17 protein-coding genes are annotated in these 17,233 nt (G+C 59.0%); 8 read left to right on the forward strand and 9 right to left on the reverse strand.

The genetic code is table 11. From position 1 onward, the window contains the following. The first annotated feature begins 223 nt into the window (after nucleotides 1-223). Nucleotides 224-973 (forward strand): glycosyltransferase family 25 protein, encoded by a 750-nt coding sequence (locus IV89_RS16250; RefSeq protein WP_235183696.1) that lies wholly within the window; start codon nucleotides 224-226, stop codon nucleotides 971-973. Here IV89_RS16250 and IV89_RS16255 read toward each other — a convergent pair. The 3 genes from IV89_RS16255 to IV89_RS16265 all read right to left on the reverse strand — a co-directional run bounded on the left by IV89_RS16255 (nucleotide 970) and on the right by IV89_RS16265 (nucleotide 3,942). Beyond that, the gene (locus IV89_RS16255) at nucleotides 970-1,710 is read right to left on the reverse strand and encodes a hypothetical protein (RefSeq protein WP_037941949.1); all 741 of its coding nucleotides are present in this window, start codon (nucleotides 1,708-1,710) and stop codon (nucleotides 970-972) included. The two genes, IV89_RS16250 and IV89_RS16255, sit on opposite strands and share 4 nt — an antisense overlap. A gap of 22 nt (nucleotides 1,711-1,732) precedes the next feature. Then, nucleotides 1,733-2,578 (reverse strand): glycosyltransferase family 25 protein, encoded by an 846-nt coding sequence (locus tag IV89_RS16260; protein WP_037941948.1) that lies wholly within the window; start codon nucleotides 2,576-2,578, stop codon nucleotides 1,733-1,735. Nucleotides 2,579-2,886: 308 nt separating this feature from the next. Further along, nucleotides 2,887-3,942, reverse strand: coding sequence for a glycosyltransferase (locus tag IV89_RS16265; protein ID WP_037941946.1), 1,056 nt, complete (start codon nucleotides 3,940-3,942; stop codon nucleotides 2,887-2,889). 286 nt (nucleotides 3,943-4,228) lie between these two features. Between IV89_RS16265 and hmgA the strand changes: the two genes are divergently transcribed. From hmgA to IV89_RS16290, 5 genes are all read left to right on the forward strand, one after another. Beyond that, nucleotides 4,229-5,590, forward strand: coding sequence for a homogentisate 1,2-dioxygenase (gene hmgA, locus IV89_RS16270; protein WP_037941944.1), 1,362 nt, complete (start codon nucleotides 4,229-4,231; stop codon nucleotides 5,588-5,590). 139 nt (nucleotides 5,591-5,729) lie between these two features. Beyond that, complete coding sequence (locus IV89_RS16275; RefSeq protein WP_037941943.1) at nucleotides 5,730-6,680, forward strand: MBL fold metallo-hydrolase; 951 nt, start codon at nucleotides 5,730-5,732, stop codon at nucleotides 6,678-6,680. A gap of 23 nt (nucleotides 6,681-6,703) precedes the next feature. Continuing rightward, nucleotides 6,704-8,329: an FAD-dependent oxidoreductase gene (locus IV89_RS16280; RefSeq protein WP_037941942.1), complete on the forward strand. Its 1,626-nt coding sequence runs from the start codon at nucleotides 6,704-6,706 to the stop codon at nucleotides 8,327-8,329. A 2-nt stretch (nucleotides 8,330-8,331) separates the two neighbouring features. Beyond that, entirely contained in the window at nucleotides 8,332-8,514 is a 183-nt protein-coding gene (locus IV89_RS16285; RefSeq protein ID WP_037941939.1) for a DUF2783 domain-containing protein, read from the forward strand. Nucleotides 8,515-8,671: 157 nt separating this feature from the next. After that, nucleotides 8,672-8,848 (forward strand): hypothetical protein, encoded by a 177-nt coding sequence (locus IV89_RS16290; protein WP_160171646.1) that lies wholly within the window; start codon nucleotides 8,672-8,674, stop codon nucleotides 8,846-8,848. 120 nt (nucleotides 8,849-8,968) lie between these two features. Here the strand turns inward: IV89_RS16290 and IV89_RS16295 are convergent, their stop codons facing one another. Next, complete coding sequence (locus IV89_RS16295) at nucleotides 8,969-10,186, reverse strand: multidrug effflux MFS transporter (protein ID WP_037941936.1); 1,218 nt, start codon at nucleotides 10,184-10,186, stop codon at nucleotides 8,969-8,971. 103 nt (nucleotides 10,187-10,289) lie between these two features. Between IV89_RS16295 and IV89_RS16300 the strand changes: the two genes are divergently transcribed. Next, nucleotides 10,290-10,862, forward strand: a complete 573-nt coding sequence (locus tag IV89_RS16300; RefSeq protein ID WP_037941934.1) for a TetR/AcrR family transcriptional regulator — start codon at nucleotides 10,290-10,292, stop codon at nucleotides 10,860-10,862. 28 nt (nucleotides 10,863-10,890) lie between these two features. Here the strand turns inward: IV89_RS16300 and IV89_RS16305 are convergent, their stop codons facing one another. From IV89_RS16305 to IV89_RS16325, 5 genes are all read right to left on the reverse strand, one after another. Next, nucleotides 10,891-11,592 (reverse strand): ABC transporter ATP-binding protein, encoded by a 702-nt coding sequence (locus IV89_RS16305; RefSeq protein WP_037941931.1) that lies wholly within the window; start codon nucleotides 11,590-11,592, stop codon nucleotides 10,891-10,893. Continuing rightward, nucleotides 11,585-12,361, reverse strand: a complete 777-nt coding sequence (locus tag IV89_RS16310) for an ABC transporter ATP-binding protein (protein WP_037941929.1) — start codon at nucleotides 12,359-12,361, stop codon at nucleotides 11,585-11,587. Before IV89_RS16310 ends, IV89_RS16305 begins: the two co-directional genes overlap by 8 nt. Next, nucleotides 12,358-14,220 carry an ABC transporter permease gene (locus tag IV89_RS16315; RefSeq protein WP_005848902.1) on the reverse strand — a complete coding sequence of 621 codons (1,863 nt, stop codon included), beginning with the start codon at nucleotides 14,218-14,220 and terminating at the stop codon, nucleotides 12,358-12,360. The genes IV89_RS16310 and IV89_RS16315 overlap by 4 nt, the downstream gene beginning before the upstream one ends. A 72-nt stretch (nucleotides 14,221-14,292) precedes the next feature. Next, the gene (locus IV89_RS16320) at nucleotides 14,293-15,510 is read right to left on the reverse strand and encodes an ABC transporter substrate-binding protein (protein ID WP_037941926.1); all 1,218 of its coding nucleotides are present in this window, start codon (nucleotides 15,508-15,510) and stop codon (nucleotides 14,293-14,295) included. Nucleotides 15,511-15,566: 56 nt separating this feature from the next. Continuing rightward, nucleotides 15,567-16,634, reverse strand: coding sequence for an aromatic ring-hydroxylating dioxygenase subunit alpha (locus IV89_RS16325; protein WP_037941925.1), 1,068 nt, complete (start codon nucleotides 16,632-16,634; stop codon nucleotides 15,567-15,569). Nucleotides 16,635-16,792: 158 nt separating this feature from the next. Between IV89_RS16325 and IV89_RS16330 the strand changes: the two genes are divergently transcribed. Beyond that, nucleotides 16,793-17,230 carry a MarR family transcriptional regulator gene (locus IV89_RS16330; protein ID WP_005848896.1) on the forward strand — a complete coding sequence of 146 codons (438 nt, stop codon included), beginning with the start codon at nucleotides 16,793-16,795 and terminating at the stop codon, nucleotides 17,228-17,230. Nucleotides 17,231-17,233 lie beyond the last annotated feature (3 nt).

Raw genomic sequence — 17,233 nt, forward strand, 5'->3', positions numbered from 1 at the left:
TGGGCTTAGGACGCGTGTCACAGCCGACCACGCCGCAGCGGATCTGATGGCCGCTCCCGCCCTCGGCCCCATAAGGATCACGAGGGGCGAGAATAATCATCTTAGATTGCCGTGTGAGGTGACTGTTGATAGAAGCCGGTAGTCGCACGCCATCTGTCCGGAGGGGCTCCTCATACTGTCGATCATCATCAACGTCGCTTCGGCCCGGGACCGTATGGCCTTTATGGCGCAACAGATGGATGCGCTTGGCCTGCCCTATGAGCGGCTCGAAGCCGTTACCCCCGATGCGCAGAGCGGATCGCATAACGCGGCCTATTGGGCCAGTTGGCAACGCCCCCTTAAGGAAACCGAGAAAGCTTGTTTTCTGAGCCACGTAGCAGCATGGGAACGTGTTGCGGCTTTGGAGGAACCTGCGTTGATCCTTGAGGACGATGTCGTGCTTTCTCGCGCGACGCAGGTATTGCTCAAGTCCTGTCGCGGGTTGGTGGATGTCGACCATCTGACGCTTGAGGTACGCCAGCGTCGGAAGATTGTCGGCAAAGACGCACAACCGCTGACAGACGACCACGTTATGCGCCGTCTCTATCAGGATCGCAGCGGTGCCGCCGCATATGTGCTATGGCCGTCAGGGGCGGCAAAACTGTTGCAGCGTGCAAAGACACAGGCAGCACTTGCCGATGCGATGATCTGTGGTGCTTACGAGCTTAAGAGCTATCAGGTCGAACCGGCCTGCGCGATCCAGATCGACCAAGCGGAGGCTTACGGCGTTGCTGTCGGGCTTAAGACACATTCGCTGATCGGGGCCGGTGTGCCGACACGGCAGCCAACCACCGCGAGGTTCAAGCTGCGCCGCATCGCCGCCCAACTTCGCATGGGCATGCAGGCCTTGCTGCATGCCATGGATGCCGAACGCCGAGAAATATCATTGTCACCCGCCGAGTTTTATACGGCCCCCCAAGAGCCGCGGCGCTAAGCCTCGTCCCACCAGCTTGTTTTATCCCGTTTGTGCTGTGCCTTAAAGCGCGCAAACGCGGTGTCATTGATCTGCAGCCGCGCCCAGATTTCCTGGAAAATGGGCCCGACGGGATCAAGTGCCATAAACGGTTCCATCCTCCAGACCATATTGCGCAGGGTGTCATCCGTTCCGACGGTAAAGCAGGACATGCCTTCGAAAAGCGGGATGAGCCGGTGTTGAACATCCTCGACATGCGCCGGGGCCATCGTGGTGCCCAAGGTATCCGTCAGATACCGTTCACTTTCGTACATTTTAACTGTGTTGACGACCGCGCTTGTCATCATGGCAACCGCGCGCACCGCCATATCGCTATCATGGGCCGCAAATGTGTCGGTGGCTGAGACAAGCCAGCGGATATTCAGTTTCTCCCGCAGGAACTTCCCCTCGGCCATCCACAGGGTGCGGAATTTTTGATAGGTTTTAGCCAGGTTGTGGTCGCGCCGGATCAGCACGATCAACTCTGCATGATAAAGTAGCAGCGCAGACTGCCCCGAAAATTCCGTCCTTAGATTTTGCAGATGCAGGTCGATGGATTTCGCTGACCCCCGCGTCTGAACCGGATCGCCCGCGTCAATCATCGTCGCTTTGAGCTCGGCTAGATCATGTTCCGCCGCCGCATGCCTGCGCGCGCCCCAGCGTTTGCGATGCTGGTTGAGGGATAAAAACCGTCTAAGCCGTCCGGGTTTCTTTCGCATTGGTCTCGCTTTTCCTATCGATTTAGTGGCGCAACACTCCGTAAAGACGCAGTACATCAAACCGCCGACGTAGTCTTCGGCTTTTTAGGAAGGGTCTGAGAAGCCGGTATTTCAGCGCCATCTTCCCTTGGTCAAAGCGCCCCGGAATATCGGAGTCCTTGTCAGTTTGCGTCACAATAGGTCGGGCTAAAAAGCCCTGCCGCAGCATGCCCGGGGCGTGCCGCCAAACGAGATCGACCGGAAAGAAGAGGTGCTCGGTGGTCTGCAGAAACGCCTCTGCCGCACGACGTGAAACGATGTACCCGCTTCCCAGTAGCGGTGCCGGATCACATTCACACGCCACATGGCCGTTGGGGAGCGGATGAAGGTGAAAAATCCGCCAACGTCTACGCCATTCAAGCCTGCGCCATAGGCGACGCCGTGACCGTTCAAACACCGTTGGGCGTGTTCTAACTGCGTCGTTGGCGAGTTGACTGAGTGTCTCTTCATCCAGCGTGTAGGTGTAAGGCGCGTTAGAGGAGAGATTCAAGAAATCCAGGCCAAGGCCGGGCATTTGCTTCTGAACCATCTCCAAATCCGGTGCGATATCAATATCATCTTCAATGATCAGTGCATATTCTTCGTCTGTTTCAAGAAACTGCCGCCAAACGGCGATGTGCGAGGCTGCGCAAGCAATTTCACCGCGCACGGGCTGCTTTTTTTGATTGATCACAAATAGATGTCTATTCAAATCTGGGAGCTTAGCATCATCGTCATGGCCATCGACGGCGCGGAAGATTTTGAATGGCAACCCTAGGTCAGCCATCTTTCGCGAAACTTCCGACAGTCGATCAGGGCGCCGCTTTAGGTTGATCAGGTAAGTATCCACAGAGTTCCTCGTTATTTACAACTGGACAGTACCCGGTACCTTTATTTGTTCCAGTTTGCGCTTGTGTGGCCAAAACCTTGAGCGGACCACATATTCATGAATACTCCTTAGGATACGACTTCAGGTTGTTGGTCAAGAGCACTCATAGACGCCACATATCTGGTATTCACGAGGCATTCCCCACTTTCAGGCGCAACAACCCGTGACCGGACTACGAAAGCTATGTATCGCGTGGGCATATTGAGTGCGGAGTATTAAGCCCCAAGGACGTCACACCGTCTTGTCGTCAAATGTTTCCGACACATCCATCAAGCGCTGAGGCTCATATAAGCGCGGGTCACGGCCTTGGCATCGAACTTTTCGGGGAAGTCGATCCTGAAGCGCTCCGGGTTGTCTGAGGCTTCCGTCATTCGGGCTGAAAGCGCTTCGATATTGTCGGGTGGTGACACGAGATTTTGTGTGGGCAGTATTTCAGCCGGCCCCGAGGGGCAATCCGTGCTGATGACGGGGACACCAAGGGCAATCGCTTCGAGGATTGTCATGTTCAGCCCTTCATATTCCGACGATACAACCATGAATCTTGCCGCTTTGATCAACGGGAACGGGTTTTTCTGGAAGCCCACAAAATGCACGCGGTCTGCGATGCCCAAAGACTGCGCCAATGCTTTGGTTTCTCCCAGCAAGGGTCCGGACCCGACGAGCAGCAGGTCATACGGGGTCTTTGCCCGCGCATATGCATGTAGGAGCCGATCGTGGCGCTTGGCTTTTTTGAACTTGCCTACGTTGACGATATAGTCCTTCCGGGGCGGCACCGGTTCACCGGCCTGCCGTTGGATCAAAGCCGGTTCAACCGGGTTATAGATTGTGCGGGTCTCGAGCGATTTCCCAAACAGCGCCTGCATGTCCTCTTCGACGCCTTTGCTGACGCAGATACATTTTTTTCCGCTGTAGACGCGGCGCAGTTTTTCCAGCTCCGCGTTTTGCTGACCCCCTAGGGCATATTCATGTGACGCAGTGCTGTGCATGACAAAGTGAACATTCGGCAGTTGGCTTTGCGAGAGGATGAGATCAACTGGGAACAGATTAGAGAGAACGAGGTCAGGCACACCTATATGTTTTTTGACAAATCTGTCGAAAGCCATGGCCGCGACTTTGCCCCGGATTTTTCGCGGCAATGAACGCCAAAGCCGATATGGAAACCTGTGAATTGGCACCTCAGGGTCGAGATCGTGATCGATGTCGTCTTTAAAAACTACGATATGTGCTTGGTGGCCCATGGCATTCATAGTGCGGGCCAAGGTCTGAACAACGCGCTCTGCACCACCGCCCTGTAGGCTGAAAACAGCGAGAACTATCGTTTTCATATATTCTTCTCCAATACGCGCTTTGGGCGTTGCATAGACCAAACGGTAGCTAATGCGTACGGGCGTTGTGAAGTCCAGAACGGTTTTTGCAAGGATGCCGTGCTAAGATGCCGTTATCTGTTCGGGACGTGTCCGGTGGCTGTAGCGGGGCCAGCCTTGGTGCGGCGGAACTGACGCCAGATGCTTTACCCATCCCTTGCCCCCCTTCATGTCGCAACGCAAAAACCAGTTGTTAGTTACAAATGCAACCTTTAGGCAAGCGCTAGTGGAACGCGAGGAGCCGAGTATGACTGTCGAAAAACATCCGACCCGTATGACCCAAGCCCCGTCTCTTCCCGGGGCCAACGCCGGATATATGCCGGGCTTCGGGAATGATTTCGAGACAGAAGCGCTGCCGGATGCCTTGCCGCAAGGAATGAACAGCCCGCAAAAATGCAACTACGGGCTTTATGGCGAGCAGCTTAGCGGGACCGCCTTTACGGCGCCAAGCCATCAGAACGAACGTACCTGGTGCTACCGCATTCGCCCGTCGGTCAAACACTCGCACCGGTATCACAAGATCGATCTGCCGCTTTGGAAATCCGCGCCCAACATTGTCGCGGACGTCACGAGCCTTGGGCAATATCGCTGGGATCCGCTGCCGCACACAGACACGCCGCTGACATGGCTGACGGGGATGCGCACGATGACGACGGCGGGCGATGTCCATACGCAGGTCGGCATGGCGACCCATGTGTATCTTGTGAATGCCTCCATGGTTGATGCGTATTTCTATTCTGCCGACAGCGAGATGCTGATTGTCCCGCAGGAAGGGCGTCTTCGGTTTTCCACTGAACTGGGGATCATTGATATCGCGCCGCAGGAAATCGCGATCATCCCGCGGGGGCTGGTCTACCGTGTCGAAGTGCTTGAAGGGCCGTGCCGCGGGTTTGTCTGCGAGAACTACGGCCAAAAGTTCGAGCTGCCTAATCGTGGGCCGATCGGGGCCAACTGCATGGCCAACCCGCGCGATTTCAAAGCACCCGTTGCCGCGTTTGAAGACCGCGAAGTCTCCTCTACCGTGACCGTGAAATGGTGCGGGGCGTTCCATGAAACCAAGATCGGGCAGTCGCCGCTTGATGTGGTGGCATGGCACGGGAACTACGCGCCGGTGAAATATGATCTGCGCACCTATTGCCCTGTGGGGGCGGTGCTGTTCGACCATCCTGACCCGTCGATCTTTACCGTTCTCACCGCGCCGTCCGGTGTCGAAGGTACGGCGAATATCGACTTTGTCTTGTTCCGGGAACGCTGGATGGTGGCGGAAGATACGTTCCGCCCGCCGTGGTATCACAAGAATATCATGTCCGAATTGATGGGCAATATTTACGGCCAGTATGACGCGAAGCCCAAAGGCTTTATTCCCGGCGGGATCAGCTTGCACAATATGATGCTGCCGCACGGGCCTGATCGCAATGCCTTCGAGGGGGCCTCCAACGCAGAGCTGACGGCCCAAAAGCTCGACAATACGATGTCGTTCATGTTCGAGACCCGCTTCCCGCAGCAACTCACGAAATTCGCCGGACAGGAGGCCCCCTTGCAGGATGATTACATCGATTGCTGGGCGGACATCGAAAAGAAGTTCGACGGGACACCGGGCAAGAAATGAAGCGGACTCCGGCCGGTGAAAGCACAACGTTGACCCGGCGCGATGCCGCAGGGCGTGACGGGTATCAGATGAGGTTGGGCAGGTGCCAAAGCATCGTTCGATCCGCAACAAATTCCCCCTAAGTAAAAGGACCAGAACCATGGCAAAAGCATTCGCATCCCAAGGGGATATGACAGAGAAGAAAGTCACCTTTGACGAAGTCGGCGAGGGCCTGTGGGCCTTCACCGCGGAAGGCGACCCGAATTCGGGCGTGATCATCGGCGATGACAGCGTCATGATTGTAGAGGCACAGGCGACGCCGCGTCTGGCCAATAAGGTCATCGAGAAGGTGCGCGAAGTCACCGACAAGCCGATCAGCCATGTGGTGCTGACCCATTATCACGCGGTGCGCGTGTTGGGGGCCTCTGCCTATGGGGCACAGCAGATCATCATGTCCGACGTTGCCCGCGCGATGGTCGAGGAACGCGGACAGGAAGATTGGGACAGCGAGTTCCAACGCTTTCCCCGGTTGTTCGAGGGGCATGAATCAATCCCCGGGCTGACTTACCCGACCACCACATTCAGCGACAGCATGACCGTCTATCTGGGCAAACGTCGTGTTGATATCAAACACGTCGGCCGCGCCCATACGGCGGGTGATGCGGTGATCCATGTGCCGGATCAGAACGTCATGTTCACGGGCGACATCGTTGAGGATCATTCGGCCTGCTATTGCGGTGACGGATACTTCGGCGACTGGGGGCAAACGCTCGATAACATCAAAGCCTATGACGTGGATGCGATCGCACCGGGTCGTGGGGGGGCCTTGATCGGCAAGGACGCCGTTGAGCGTGCGATTGAAAGCACGCGTGATTTCGTCGAAAGCACCTTCAAGCCGGCGCAGCGGGTCGCCATGAAAGGCGGCACGTTGAAAGAGGCATGGGATGCGGTGCGCGCGGAATGCGACCCGAAGTTCAAGGATTACGCGATCTACGAGCACTGCCTGCCGTTCAACGTCAGCCGCGCCTTCGACGAGGCCCGCGGCATCTGGCATCCGCGTATCTGGACAGACAAGCGCGATCTGGAAATGTGGGCGCAGTTGCAGGGCTAAGGCCGGGTCTGGGAGGGCAAACCATGGTCGACGCCCGCTATGATATCGCGTTCAAACTATACCCTTACCAAAAGGGAGCGGATCAAGATCTTGCCCCCCGGCGTCACCCTGTGGTGATCGTCGGGGGCGGGCCCATCGGGATGGCGCTGGCGCTTGATCTTGGGCGTAAGGGCACGCCTGTTGTGGTATTGGACGATCATGAAGGGGTCGGACAGGGCAGTCGCGCCATCTGTTTTGCGAAACGCACGCTCGAGATCTGCGACCGCCTTGGCGCGGGCAAAGCAATGATCGACAAGGGCGTTCAGTGGAACGTCGGCAAAGTGTTTCATGGCGATGAGCGGGTGTTCGAATTCAATCTGCAACCCGAAGACGGCCATAAGGCTCCGGCGTTTATCAACCTGCAACAGCCCTATTTCGAGAAATACCTCGTGGATGAAATCCGTGTGGCGCAATCTGACGGCGCGCCCATTGAAATCCGCGGGCGCAACGCGGTCACGGGTGTGACACCGCGGGGCGATCACGTGGCGCTGGATATCAACACACCCGACGGCCCCTACCAGCTTGAGGCCGACTGGCTGGTCGCTTGCGATGGCGCACGGTCTCCCACGCGCGAGAAGCTGGGCCTGAGCTTTGAGGGCCGCGTGTTCGAGGATAATTTCCTGATCGCCGATGTGAAGATGAAGGCCGATTTCCCGACCGAACGCTGGTTCTGGTTCGAGCCGCCCTTCAAAGACAGCGGCGCGTCGGCGCTTCTACACAAGCAGCCCGACGATATCTGGCGGATCGATTTCCAACTGGGGTGGGACATTGACCGCGCCAAGGAACTGAAGCCCGAGAATATCCGCGCCCGCGTGGATGCCATGTTGGGCGAGGGGGCGGAATACGAGCTCGAATGGACCTCGATCTACACGTTCCAATGTCGGCGTATGGAAAAGTTTCGACACGGCAGGGTACTCTTTGCGGGCGACAGCGCGCATCAGGTCTCTCCCTTCGGGGCGCGGGGGGCCAACTCTGGCGTGCAGGACGCGGACAATCTGGCGTGGAAACTTGATCTGGTGATCAAGGGCTTGGCACCCGACCGCCTGCTGGACAGCTATTCGCAAGAGCGGGTCCACGGCGCTGACGAGAATATCCTGAATTCCACCCGCGCAACGGACTTTCTCACTCCGAAGACAGAGATGAGCAAGATTTTCCGCAATGCGGTGTTGAACCTCGCACACCGTCACCCCTTTGCACGGCCCCTGGTGAATTCCGGTCGTTTGTCTGTGCCATGTGTCTATGACGGGCTGTCGCTGAACGGCCCCGATGCGCTGAATGGCCCCGCGACAAGCCGTGTCGGTGCCACCTGCAGCGACGCGCCCTTGAGGGACGGGTTCTTGCTGGACGTGGTGGGCGGCGTGTTCACCGTTCTGGCGATCAATACCGACCCGCCCGCGCTGGCCGAGGTTGGCGGGGTCACGGTAAACACCGTCACGCTGAACACGCAAACCGACGATCCCAGCGGTGCTATTGCGGCACGCTACCTCGGCGACACGCCCTGCGGCATCTACCTGATCCGCCCGGACCAGCATGTCGCCGCACGGTGGGCCCACGCAAGCGCCGCAGACATCCGGTCAGCCGTAGACATCGCAACAGGAAAGGGGCAGTAACGATGGGGCTCAACCTTCAACCGAACATCAAGGATCCGGACGGGTTCTATGATGAATTGCTTTGCGCACATGAAGGGCGAAGCAAGGACGAAAGCGACGCATTCAACGCCCGCCTGATCCTCATCCTCGCGAACCATATCGGTGACAGAGATATCCTGCGCGCAGCATTGGCCGCCGCCAGATAGGGGCGTCCGGCGTCTGAAGCCGCATCGAGACTTGGGATGCTATCGCTGACGTTCGTTGTAGCCGGCAAGAGCGGAGAGAACTCTCGTAAAACGAGCTGCGTTCCCTGGCGCGCCTTGTGCGGAAATTTGTAGCTGATAATCATAATTATGTAACAATATGTTCAACCCAGCGGCCAGCCGCACCCATATCCCGGCTCATATTTGTGGTGTCGAAAACGCTTGGATGTCGCTGTCGGGTGGCGCGTTTGAGCTGTTTCGTATTGGCGATGCCGTGTCGGACCGCGGCACCCACGTCGCAATTTATGACGCGCTGCGCTTGGTGAAAGACGTGTAGGCCGCCACGATCAAGAAGGGCCAACTCTAACCCCCGCGCAGGCAGTCCGCTTTACCGCAGACCGTCTGCGCGGGGGCTAGAGTGGGCGGGTGCCACTGCCCACCTCAACACGCATGGGGCTTAGGAGGTCAGTCGCGATGACGAGAGCACGGTGAAGCGCCCTGCCGCGAAGAACAATACCGTTGCCAATCCCGCGGGGACCACAAGCCCGAGGGACATGGGGAGCGCCGTAGCTGTCCCGCCAATCGCGACAGAGGTCGAGACCGCAAAGGCAAGGGCGAACTGGATCGCCCCCAGCAACGCCGATCCCATGCCGGCAGCTTTCTCTGTCAGCGACATCGCGATGGACATCGCATTCGCCGACAGCAGCCCGACGCAGCCAATCGATATCCACAGCGGAATGGCGAATACCAGAAGCGAGCTTGTCTGCGACAGCAGCGCCAACACCAAAGTAGCGGCGAAAAACAGCGGCAAGACGGCGGTGAGGATCTGTTCGGGGCTATAGTGGTTCAACAGCATGCCATTGATGCGGCCAAAGATGATAAGTGCGGTCGCAATAGCCGCGAACATGAGGCCAAAGCCGATTGAACTCAGCCCGAAGATCCCTTGGAAGACCCCAGAGGATCCCGTGATAAACGCGAACATGCCGCTTTGAATAAGCCCCGCAACCAGCGCCATGATGAGGAATCCGCGCTCGGACAGGAGCCGCTTGGCGGTTTTTGCACCCGTGCGGAAGGGCCGAGGCTGGCGGCCTTCGGTGGGCAGTGTCTCGGGCAAGGTGATCACGGACAAGACCAGCGCGACAAGGCTGATAAGGGCCATCGTCGCAAAGATGGAACGCCAACCAAACGCTTCAAGCAACAGGCTGCCCAACGTGGGCGAGGCGATGGGGCCCAGCGTCAGCAACATGACAAGTACCGTCATGACTTTCGCCGCCTTCCGCCCTTCGTACAGGTCTTTGATCATGGCGCGCCCCACGACCATGCCCGCGCTCGCCCCGATGGCCTGAATGAAACGAAGTGCGTTGAACCACGCGATGTCGCTGAGCATCGGCAGAACAAGAGAGGTCACGGTGAAAAGGACGGTGCCGATCAAAAGCGGCCCCTTGCGCCCGTAGGTATCGGTCAAGGGGCCGATCAGGATTTGCCCGAAACAGAGCCCCAGAAAAAAGAGAGAGAGCGACAGCTCGGCCGCCGTATGGGTGGCGTCCATCGAGGTCGCGAGATCCCCGAGGGCGGCCAGATACATGTCGGTTGCCAAGGGCGGAAAAAGGGAGAGCAGGCCGAGGGTCGCGGTTACCGCGAAGGCGCGGCGGGGGGATAGGGAAATTTGAGACATCTTCGCTCCAACGGGATAATAGACTGCGGTCTACTTGCATTTAGTAGATCGCAGTCTAACAATCAACGTCATACCACGCTGCATCGATGAACAGGAGCTGTGCATGTCGGTAAAGAGGTCGGGCGGACGCCCCGCGAACGAGGAAGCCAGCGCCGCTTTGAAAGCCGCCGCGCTGCGGCTTGTGCGGGAAACGGGCTACGAAAAGGTCTCTATCGCGGCGATTATTGCCGAGGCGGGCGTTGCACGCCAAACGCTCTACAACCGCTGGAACACAAAGGCGGACCTCATCCTCGAAGCGATTTTCGAGGCGACGAATTCTTATGCCGCTGAACCGCCTTTGGATAGCGCGCAAGACTATAGGGCGCAGCTTGAAGACTTCCTGATCAAGGTTTTCGAGCACCTGAAGCTGGACGGCGCAACGATCCGGTCGCTGATTGCATCGTCACAGCAAGACGCGAAGTTTCACGCGTCGTTCCATGCCAAATTCGTTCTGCCGCGCGAGCAGATGATGACGCTGATGCTGCGTCGGGCGCAGGACCACGGGGCACTTTCATCCGCGCGCAACGTCGAGGTATTGTCGACCATGATCCACGGTGCATTCTGGTATCGCTTGCTGAACCGCGGCGTCTTGGATGCGGCTTTCGCGAAAGAAATCGTGGCAGAGACCTTTGCCTGAACCAGCCTTGTGATCGCGGGCACCGCCCCTAAACCGACAGATATTGATCGCGAATTTCCGGCTGCGATTGCAGCGCGGCGAGCGTGCCGACGAATTTCTGTGTGCCGTGTTCGATGATCACCACGCCGTCGGCGACCGCTTGCGCGAAATGCAGGTTCTGTTCGGACAGCAGCACCGTCAGCCCCTCTGCCTTGAGTTGCAGGATCACGCGGGCCATCTGTTCGACGATCACCGGCGCGATGCCTTCGGAGGGTTCGTCCAGCAGGATGAATGCGGGGTTGCCCATCAGGGTGCGGGCGATGGTCAGCATCTGCTGCTCGCCCCCCGACAGCGCCTTGCCGCGGTTGTGACGGCGTTCGGCGAGGTTGGGGAAGAGGTCGAAAACCATGTCCTCGGTCCAGGTGGTGCAGCCGTCGCGGGGGGGCTGGCGGCCGACCTCAAGGTTTTCCATCACGGTAAGCTGGGTGAAAATCCGGCGTTCCTCGGGGACATAGCCCAGACCGTTGCGCGCGACCTTGTGGCTGGGCCAGCCGGTGATGTCCTGGCCCTGATAGATGATCTTGCCCTGCCGTGGCCGCACCAGCTGCATGATGGATTTCATCGTCGTGGTCTTGCCCGCACCATTGCGCCCCAGCAGGGCGACGACAGTGCCGCGATCCACGGTAAAGTTCAGGTCATTCAGCACCTGCGCCTTGCCGTAGAATGAATTGACGCCGCTCACCTCAAGCATGGGCATCCTCCTGCGCTTTGAACAGGGTGCCGCCGCCCAGATAGACCTCTTGCACCTGCGGGTTGTTGCGGATCTCGTCAACGGTGCCGTCGGCGATCAGCTGGCCACGGTTCAGCACCATGATGCGGTGCGAATGGGCAAAGACCACGTCCATGTCATGTTCGGTAAACAACACGCTGATGCCCCGTTGCTCTAATATATCGGCGGTCAGCTGCATCAGCGCGATCCGTTCACGCGGGGCCATGCCAGCGGTGGGTTCATCCATCAGCAGCAGGATCGGGTCATTGGCCAGCGCCACGGCGAGCTCCAGCCGTTTGAGGTCGCCATAGGCCAGCACCGCGCAGTGACGTTCGGACTGGTCGACCATGCCCACGGTATCAAGCAGCGCCAGCGCCTCTTCGCGGTAGAGTTTATGGGCGAAAGTGGTCAGGGAATAGAGCCGCTTGTGATGCGACATCAGCGCCATCTGCACGTTCTCGACCACGGTCATCGAGGCATAGGTCGCGGTGATCTGGAACGTCCGCCCCACCCCCATGCGCCAGATCTTGCGCGGTTGCATGCCCGCGATGTTCTTGCCCATCAGCTGCACGGTGCCCGACGACGGCTTGAGCTGCCCCATCAGCATATTAAAACAGGTGCTTTTGCCCGCGCCATTGGGGCCGATCAGCGCCAGCAGCTCGCCCTTGGCAAGATCAAAGCTCACGTCATCCACCGCCTTGATGGCACCGAAATTGCGGGACAGGTTGCGCACAGACAGGATCGGGCTCATTTCGCGTCCTCCGGTGTTTTCAGCAGGCCAATGCGTTCGCCCGCTTTGCGCAGCGATCCGACGATACCTTCGGGGCCAAGGATCACGACAAAGATGATCAGCAGGCCCAAGGCGAGCCGCCAATATTCGAAACGGGTCAGATAGTCTTTGACGCCTTCAAAGAAGGCCCCGCCGACCCAGCCGCCCGACAGGGTCTTCACCCCGCCCAGAAACACCACGATCAGCGCGTCGAAACTGCGGGCGGTTTCAAGCTCGTTAGGGAAGATGCTGCCCTTGGAGAAGACGAACAGCCCGCCCGCGAGCCCCGCCATGATGCCCGCAAAGGTAAAGGCGACCCATTGAATGCGTTTGGTGTTGATCCCCATCGCCTCGGCTTGTCGCGCACTGTCGCGGGCCGCGCGCATGGCATAGCCAAAGGGCGCATGTGCAGCTTGGCGCAGCAGCAGGATGCCCCCGATGCAGAAGACAAAAGCGAGGTAGTAATAGACGTCATTGTCAGAGGCCCAATCGGACGGCCAGATGTTGACCAGCCCGTCGTCGCCGCCGGTGACGTCGCCCCACTGGAACGCGAGGCTCCAGAGCAGTTGCCCGAAGGCGAGCGTGAGCATGGCAAAGTAGACACCGGTGGACCGCAGGCAGACCCAGCCGATCACCACGGCGGCCAGCCCCGCGCAGATCGGGGCCAGCACCAGCGCCAGCTCCATCGGGGTGTCGGCATAGGTCACAAACAGCGCCGCGGCATAGGCCCCCCCGCCAAAGAAGGCCGCATGGCCAAAGCTGACCAGTCCGCCCTGCCCCAGCATAAAGTGCAGCGAGGCGGCGAAGAGACAGAAGATCATGATGTCGGTCACCAGCACCACGGCGAAATTCCCGCCGTAGAACGGCAGCAGCGCAAGGATGAACAGCCCCGCCATCACCAGCAAGCGCATGCGATTGCCCGCGGGCTTGATCGGGCGCTCCGGCTCTCCGGTCTGGCCATGCTCGCCCGCGATCTCCTCTTTCCCGAGCAGGCCGAAGGGGCGGAACATCAGGACGATCACCATGACGACAAACATCAGAACAAGCGTCGACTGCGGCGCATAGGTCACGCCAAATACATTCAGGACCGAGATGATCACCGCCGCCAGATAGGCCCCCGGCAGCGACCCCATGCCGCCGATGACCACGACCACAAAGACCGCACCAATGATGCTGAAATCCATCAGCAGATCGGCACCACCCTTGGGCAGTTGCAACGCGCCGCCAAGCCCTGCAAGCGCACAGCCCAGAAAGAAGACGCCTGTGAACAGCCACGCCTGATTGACCCCAAGGGCACCGACCATCTCGCGGTCCTGCGTGGCGGCGCGCACCAAAGTGCCGACACGGGTTTTCGTGATCAGATACCACAGGGCGATGGCGACGAAGGGCGTGATGATGATCAGCGCGATGTCATATTGCGGCACGGGTTCCCCCATGATGCGGATCACCCCTTTCAGCCCCGGCGCGCGCGGGCCCAGCAGATCTTGCGGGCCCCAGATCATCAGCGCAAGATCCTGAATGACAAGGATCACGCCAAAGGTCGCGACCAGCTGGAACAGTTCAGGCGCGCTGTAGACAGGGCGCAGCACGCAGATCTCGACGATCACCCCGATCAGCCCGACAATCAGCCCCGCCAGCAGGATCGCACCCCAGAAGCCGACCATGCCCGGCAACACCTGCATCAGCGAATAGCCGACATAAGCCCCCAGCATATAGAACGACCCATGGGCAAAATTCACCACCCGCGTGACGCCAAAGATCAGCGACAGCCCAGAGGCAACCATGAAGAGCGCACCCGCATTGGCAAGCCCAGTCAGAATCTGTGCGATGAAAAGGCCCATGGGCACCTCTTGATGTTGGGGATGGGGTCAGATGCAGCCAAGGGGGCTTCCCCCCTTGGCTGCGGGTCCGGATTATTCTGCCGGACGCAGTTTCGACACCTCTTCGTCAGACGGCAGGTAGTCGGCACCGTCCAGATAGGTCCAGTCGGTCATGACGCCCGCACCGTCCTTGAGCATGGTCTTCCCGACAAAGGCCCCCATGGTGGCCTGATTGTCGATCTCGCGGAAAGTGATGTCGCCCACGGGCGTCGCCACATCCAGCCCTTCGAAGGCCATACGGATCGCGTCACCCTCGGTCGATCCCGCCTTGCTGATCGCGGCCGCGATGCTTTGCGCGGTCATATACCCGACGAGAGACCCGAGCTTTGGCGTTTCGTCGAATTTCGCCTGATAGGCATCAACGAAAGGCTTGTTCGCGCCATCTTCATCCGAGAAGTCATACCAGGGATAACCGGTCACAACCCAGCCTTCGGGGGCTTCGTCGGCTAGCGGTTCAAGGTACTCCGGTTCGCCCGAAAGCAGACCATAGACCGTGCGCCCGTCGAACAGACCACGGGTGGTGCCTTCGCGGACGAATTTGGCAAGGTCGGGGCCGAAGGTCACGTTATAGATCGCGTCCGGCTTGGACCGCTCCAGCGCCTGAACCTCGGCGCCGGCGTCGATTTTGAACAGGGCGGGCCATTGCTCTCCGACGAATTCGACCTCGGGCTTCAGTTCGGTCAGCACTTCCTTAAAGGCGGCCACCGCGTCTTTGCCGTAGGCGTAGTTGGGTGCGATGGTCGCGTATTTCACGGCATCGGTCTTGGCGGCCTGTTCCGCCAGCATCGCGGCTTGCATATAGGTCGAGGTCCGCAGGCGGAAGGTCCAGGGGTTGCCTTGGCTCCAGGTCAGGGCATCGGCCAGCGGTTCGGCGGCGAGGTACACCCAGCCCTTTTCCGCCGCGACCGAGGAGATCGCCAGACCGACGTTCGACAGGATCGAACCGGTGATCATCACGGTGCCTTCGCTGGTCATCAGTTCTTCGGCGATTTTGATCGCTTCACCGGGGTCGCCCTGATCGTCGCGGAAGATAAATTCGAGCGGCCGGTCCAGCACACCGCCATCGGCGTTGATTTCCTCGAGCGCCAGTTCGATGCCCTGTTTATACGGCTCGGCAAAGGCGGCGAGACGTTTGTAGTGGTTGATCTCTCCGACTTTGATCGGGTCGCCCGACTGCGCCGCTGCGGCAAAGCCGGTGACGCCAAGGGCAAAGGCCCCTATGACGCTGTTCAGGAATGTCTTTCTGTTCATGTGATGGTCCTCTCGTGTTGGGGTGTGCCGTCTGCTGCGGCTTTGCTTTTTATGGATCAATCATGCTGGACAAAGACCGGTGCGACGGGGTCGCCCAGATCGTCCGTCGCCTCTGCCTCGATCCGGTCGCGGATGCGTTTGCGGTAGACGTTGGGCGCTTTGTCGATAGCGATGCGGATGGGTTTGCGTTTTTGGGGGCGCTGTTCTTCTTGGTGGACGGCTTCCAAAATCGCCTTGTCCTCGGCAAATGCAACGCGGAACATCGCGTCCATTTGGTCCGACGCGGCGTCATCGCCTAGGGCGGTGTTGCGCAGGTGCATCCAGTGGTCGATCGTATAGTCCTCTGTCACGGGTGTGACGAAATGGAGCGCAAAGATACGCACGCCTTTGTTGCGCTGATCTTCGGGAAGTTCAAGCTTTGCATCGGACGACCCAAAGTCAATCACGGCGGTCGAGGGCATGTGCAGATAGTAATAATGCCAGCGGTCCACATTGCCGCTAAAGCCGCCGAATGCCTTGAAAAAGCCGATGGGTTCCGCGTCTCTGATCCAGCGCCATGCCACGATCACCTCATCTGCGGTTTTGACGTGCACGGGTACGTTTTCAGAGGCCGCATTGCCCAATGTCGTCGGATGGACAAAGCTGACATGCGCCGGATCAACAAGGTTTTCGGCAACGTTGAGGTAATTTGCGCGGATATGCAGCTTGTCCCCGTGGTGGACGTGCCACCCCTCCTGACCCAGCTCGGGCAAGTCAAAGGCCAGCGCGGGGTCGGCCTTGTCGGCGTCTCCCATCCAGATGAACACAATGCCGTGGCGTTCCAGCACCGGATAGCTGTCAACATAGGCGGATTTGGGCAGGTTCGATTGCCCCGGCACCCGCACGCAGGCCCCGTCCGCGCCAAAGGTCATACCGTGATAGCCGCATTGAATGGTGTCGCCGATGCGCTTGCCCTTGGACAGCGGCAGCAGCCGGTGCGGGCAGCGATCTTCGAGCACGGCGATCTGGCCATCGCTGGTGCGGTAGGCTACTAGGTTCTGCGCAAGCAATGTCAGCGGCACCAGCTCATCGCCAAAGTCGGTAGACCAACCCGCAACGTACCAAGCGTTTCTGACAAAGGACATCGGTTCACTCCTTGCTCTGCACAGCTTCATGAAGGACCAAAAAATTGTTAGCTGTCAAACAATTTCTTGCACCCCATCTGATATAGACCCCAGATGGAAACCGTGGGATGATAGTGCCTAATCTATACGCATTGACCCAAGAGCACTGGATAAGAACCTTGGTTGAAACCACACAAGACCTGACCCTGACCGCAGACTATGCGTTGGAACAACAGATCGGGTTCAAGCTGCGCCTCGCGAACCAGCGCCACCTTGAGATCTTTAACCGGCGGATGCCGGATATCACGCCGACACAATTCGCCGTACTGGCCAAGCTGCGCGACGAGGCGCGGATCAGCCAGAACCACCTGGGGCGTCTGGTCGGGATGGACGCGGCGACCACCAAAGGCGTGATCGACCGGTTGCGCAAAAAGGGGCTGGTCCATTCGACCCCGTCAAAGACCGACATGCGGCGGCTGGAGATTTCGCTGACCGACGAAGGCATCGCGGTGACCGCCAAGGCGATTGCCACCGCGCAGGAAATCTCGGCCGAGACGGTCGGCAACCTCACCCCGCGCGAGGTCGACCGGCTACTGGCCTTGCTCGAGAAACTATAGGCT

This window comes from Sulfitobacter sp. CB2047 (genome assembly GCF_000735125.2).
Taxonomy (GTDB): Bacteria; Pseudomonadota; Alphaproteobacteria; order Rhodobacterales; family Rhodobacteraceae; genus Sulfitobacter; species Sulfitobacter pontiacus.

What these genes read in the sequence shown, in the direction of transcription:
- IV89_RS16250 (WP_235183696.1), top strand. Translation starts at nt 224, where the DNA reads ATGGCGCAACAGATGGATGCGCTTGGCCTGCCCTATGAGCGGCTCGAA.
- IV89_RS16255 (WP_037941949.1), bottom strand. Translation starts at nt 1,710, where the DNA reads ATGCGAAAGAAACCCGGACGGCTTAGACGGTTTTTATCCCTCAACCAG.
- IV89_RS16265 (WP_037941946.1), bottom strand. Translation starts at nt 3,942, where the DNA reads ATGAAAACGATAGTTCTCGCTGTTTTCAGCCTACAGGGCGGTGGTGCA.
- hmgA (WP_037941944.1), top strand. Translation starts at nt 4,229, where the DNA reads ATGACTGTCGAAAAACATCCGACCCGTATGACCCAAGCCCCGTCTCTT.
- IV89_RS16275 (WP_037941943.1), top strand. Translation starts at nt 5,730, where the DNA reads ATGGCAAAAGCATTCGCATCCCAAGGGGATATGACAGAGAAGAAAGTC.
- IV89_RS16280 (WP_037941942.1), top strand. Translation starts at nt 6,704, where the DNA reads ATGGTCGACGCCCGCTATGATATCGCGTTCAAACTATACCCTTACCAA.
- IV89_RS16285 (WP_037941939.1), top strand. Translation starts at nt 8,332, where the DNA reads ATGGGGCTCAACCTTCAACCGAACATCAAGGATCCGGACGGGTTCTAT.
- IV89_RS16290 (WP_160171646.1), top strand. Translation starts at nt 8,672, where the DNA reads ATGTTCAACCCAGCGGCCAGCCGCACCCATATCCCGGCTCATATTTGT.
- IV89_RS16295 (WP_037941936.1), bottom strand. Translation starts at nt 10,186, where the DNA reads ATGTCTCAAATTTCCCTATCCCCCCGCCGCGCCTTCGCGGTAACCGCG.
- IV89_RS16300 (WP_037941934.1), top strand. Translation starts at nt 10,290, where the DNA reads ATGTCGGTAAAGAGGTCGGGCGGACGCCCCGCGAACGAGGAAGCCAGC.
- IV89_RS16305 (WP_037941931.1), bottom strand. Translation starts at nt 11,592, where the DNA reads ATGCTTGAGGTGAGCGGCGTCAATTCATTCTACGGCAAGGCGCAGGTG.
- IV89_RS16310 (WP_037941929.1), bottom strand. Translation starts at nt 12,361, where the DNA reads ATGAGCCCGATCCTGTCTGTGCGCAACCTGTCCCGCAATTTCGGTGCC.
- IV89_RS16315 (WP_005848902.1), bottom strand. Translation starts at nt 14,220, where the DNA reads ATGGGCCTTTTCATCGCACAGATTCTGACTGGGCTTGCCAATGCGGGT.
- IV89_RS16320 (WP_037941926.1), bottom strand. Translation starts at nt 15,510, where the DNA reads ATGAACAGAAAGACATTCCTGAACAGCGTCATAGGGGCCTTTGCCCTT.
- IV89_RS16325 (WP_037941925.1), bottom strand. Translation starts at nt 16,634, where the DNA reads ATGTCCTTTGTCAGAAACGCTTGGTACGTTGCGGGTTGGTCTACCGAC.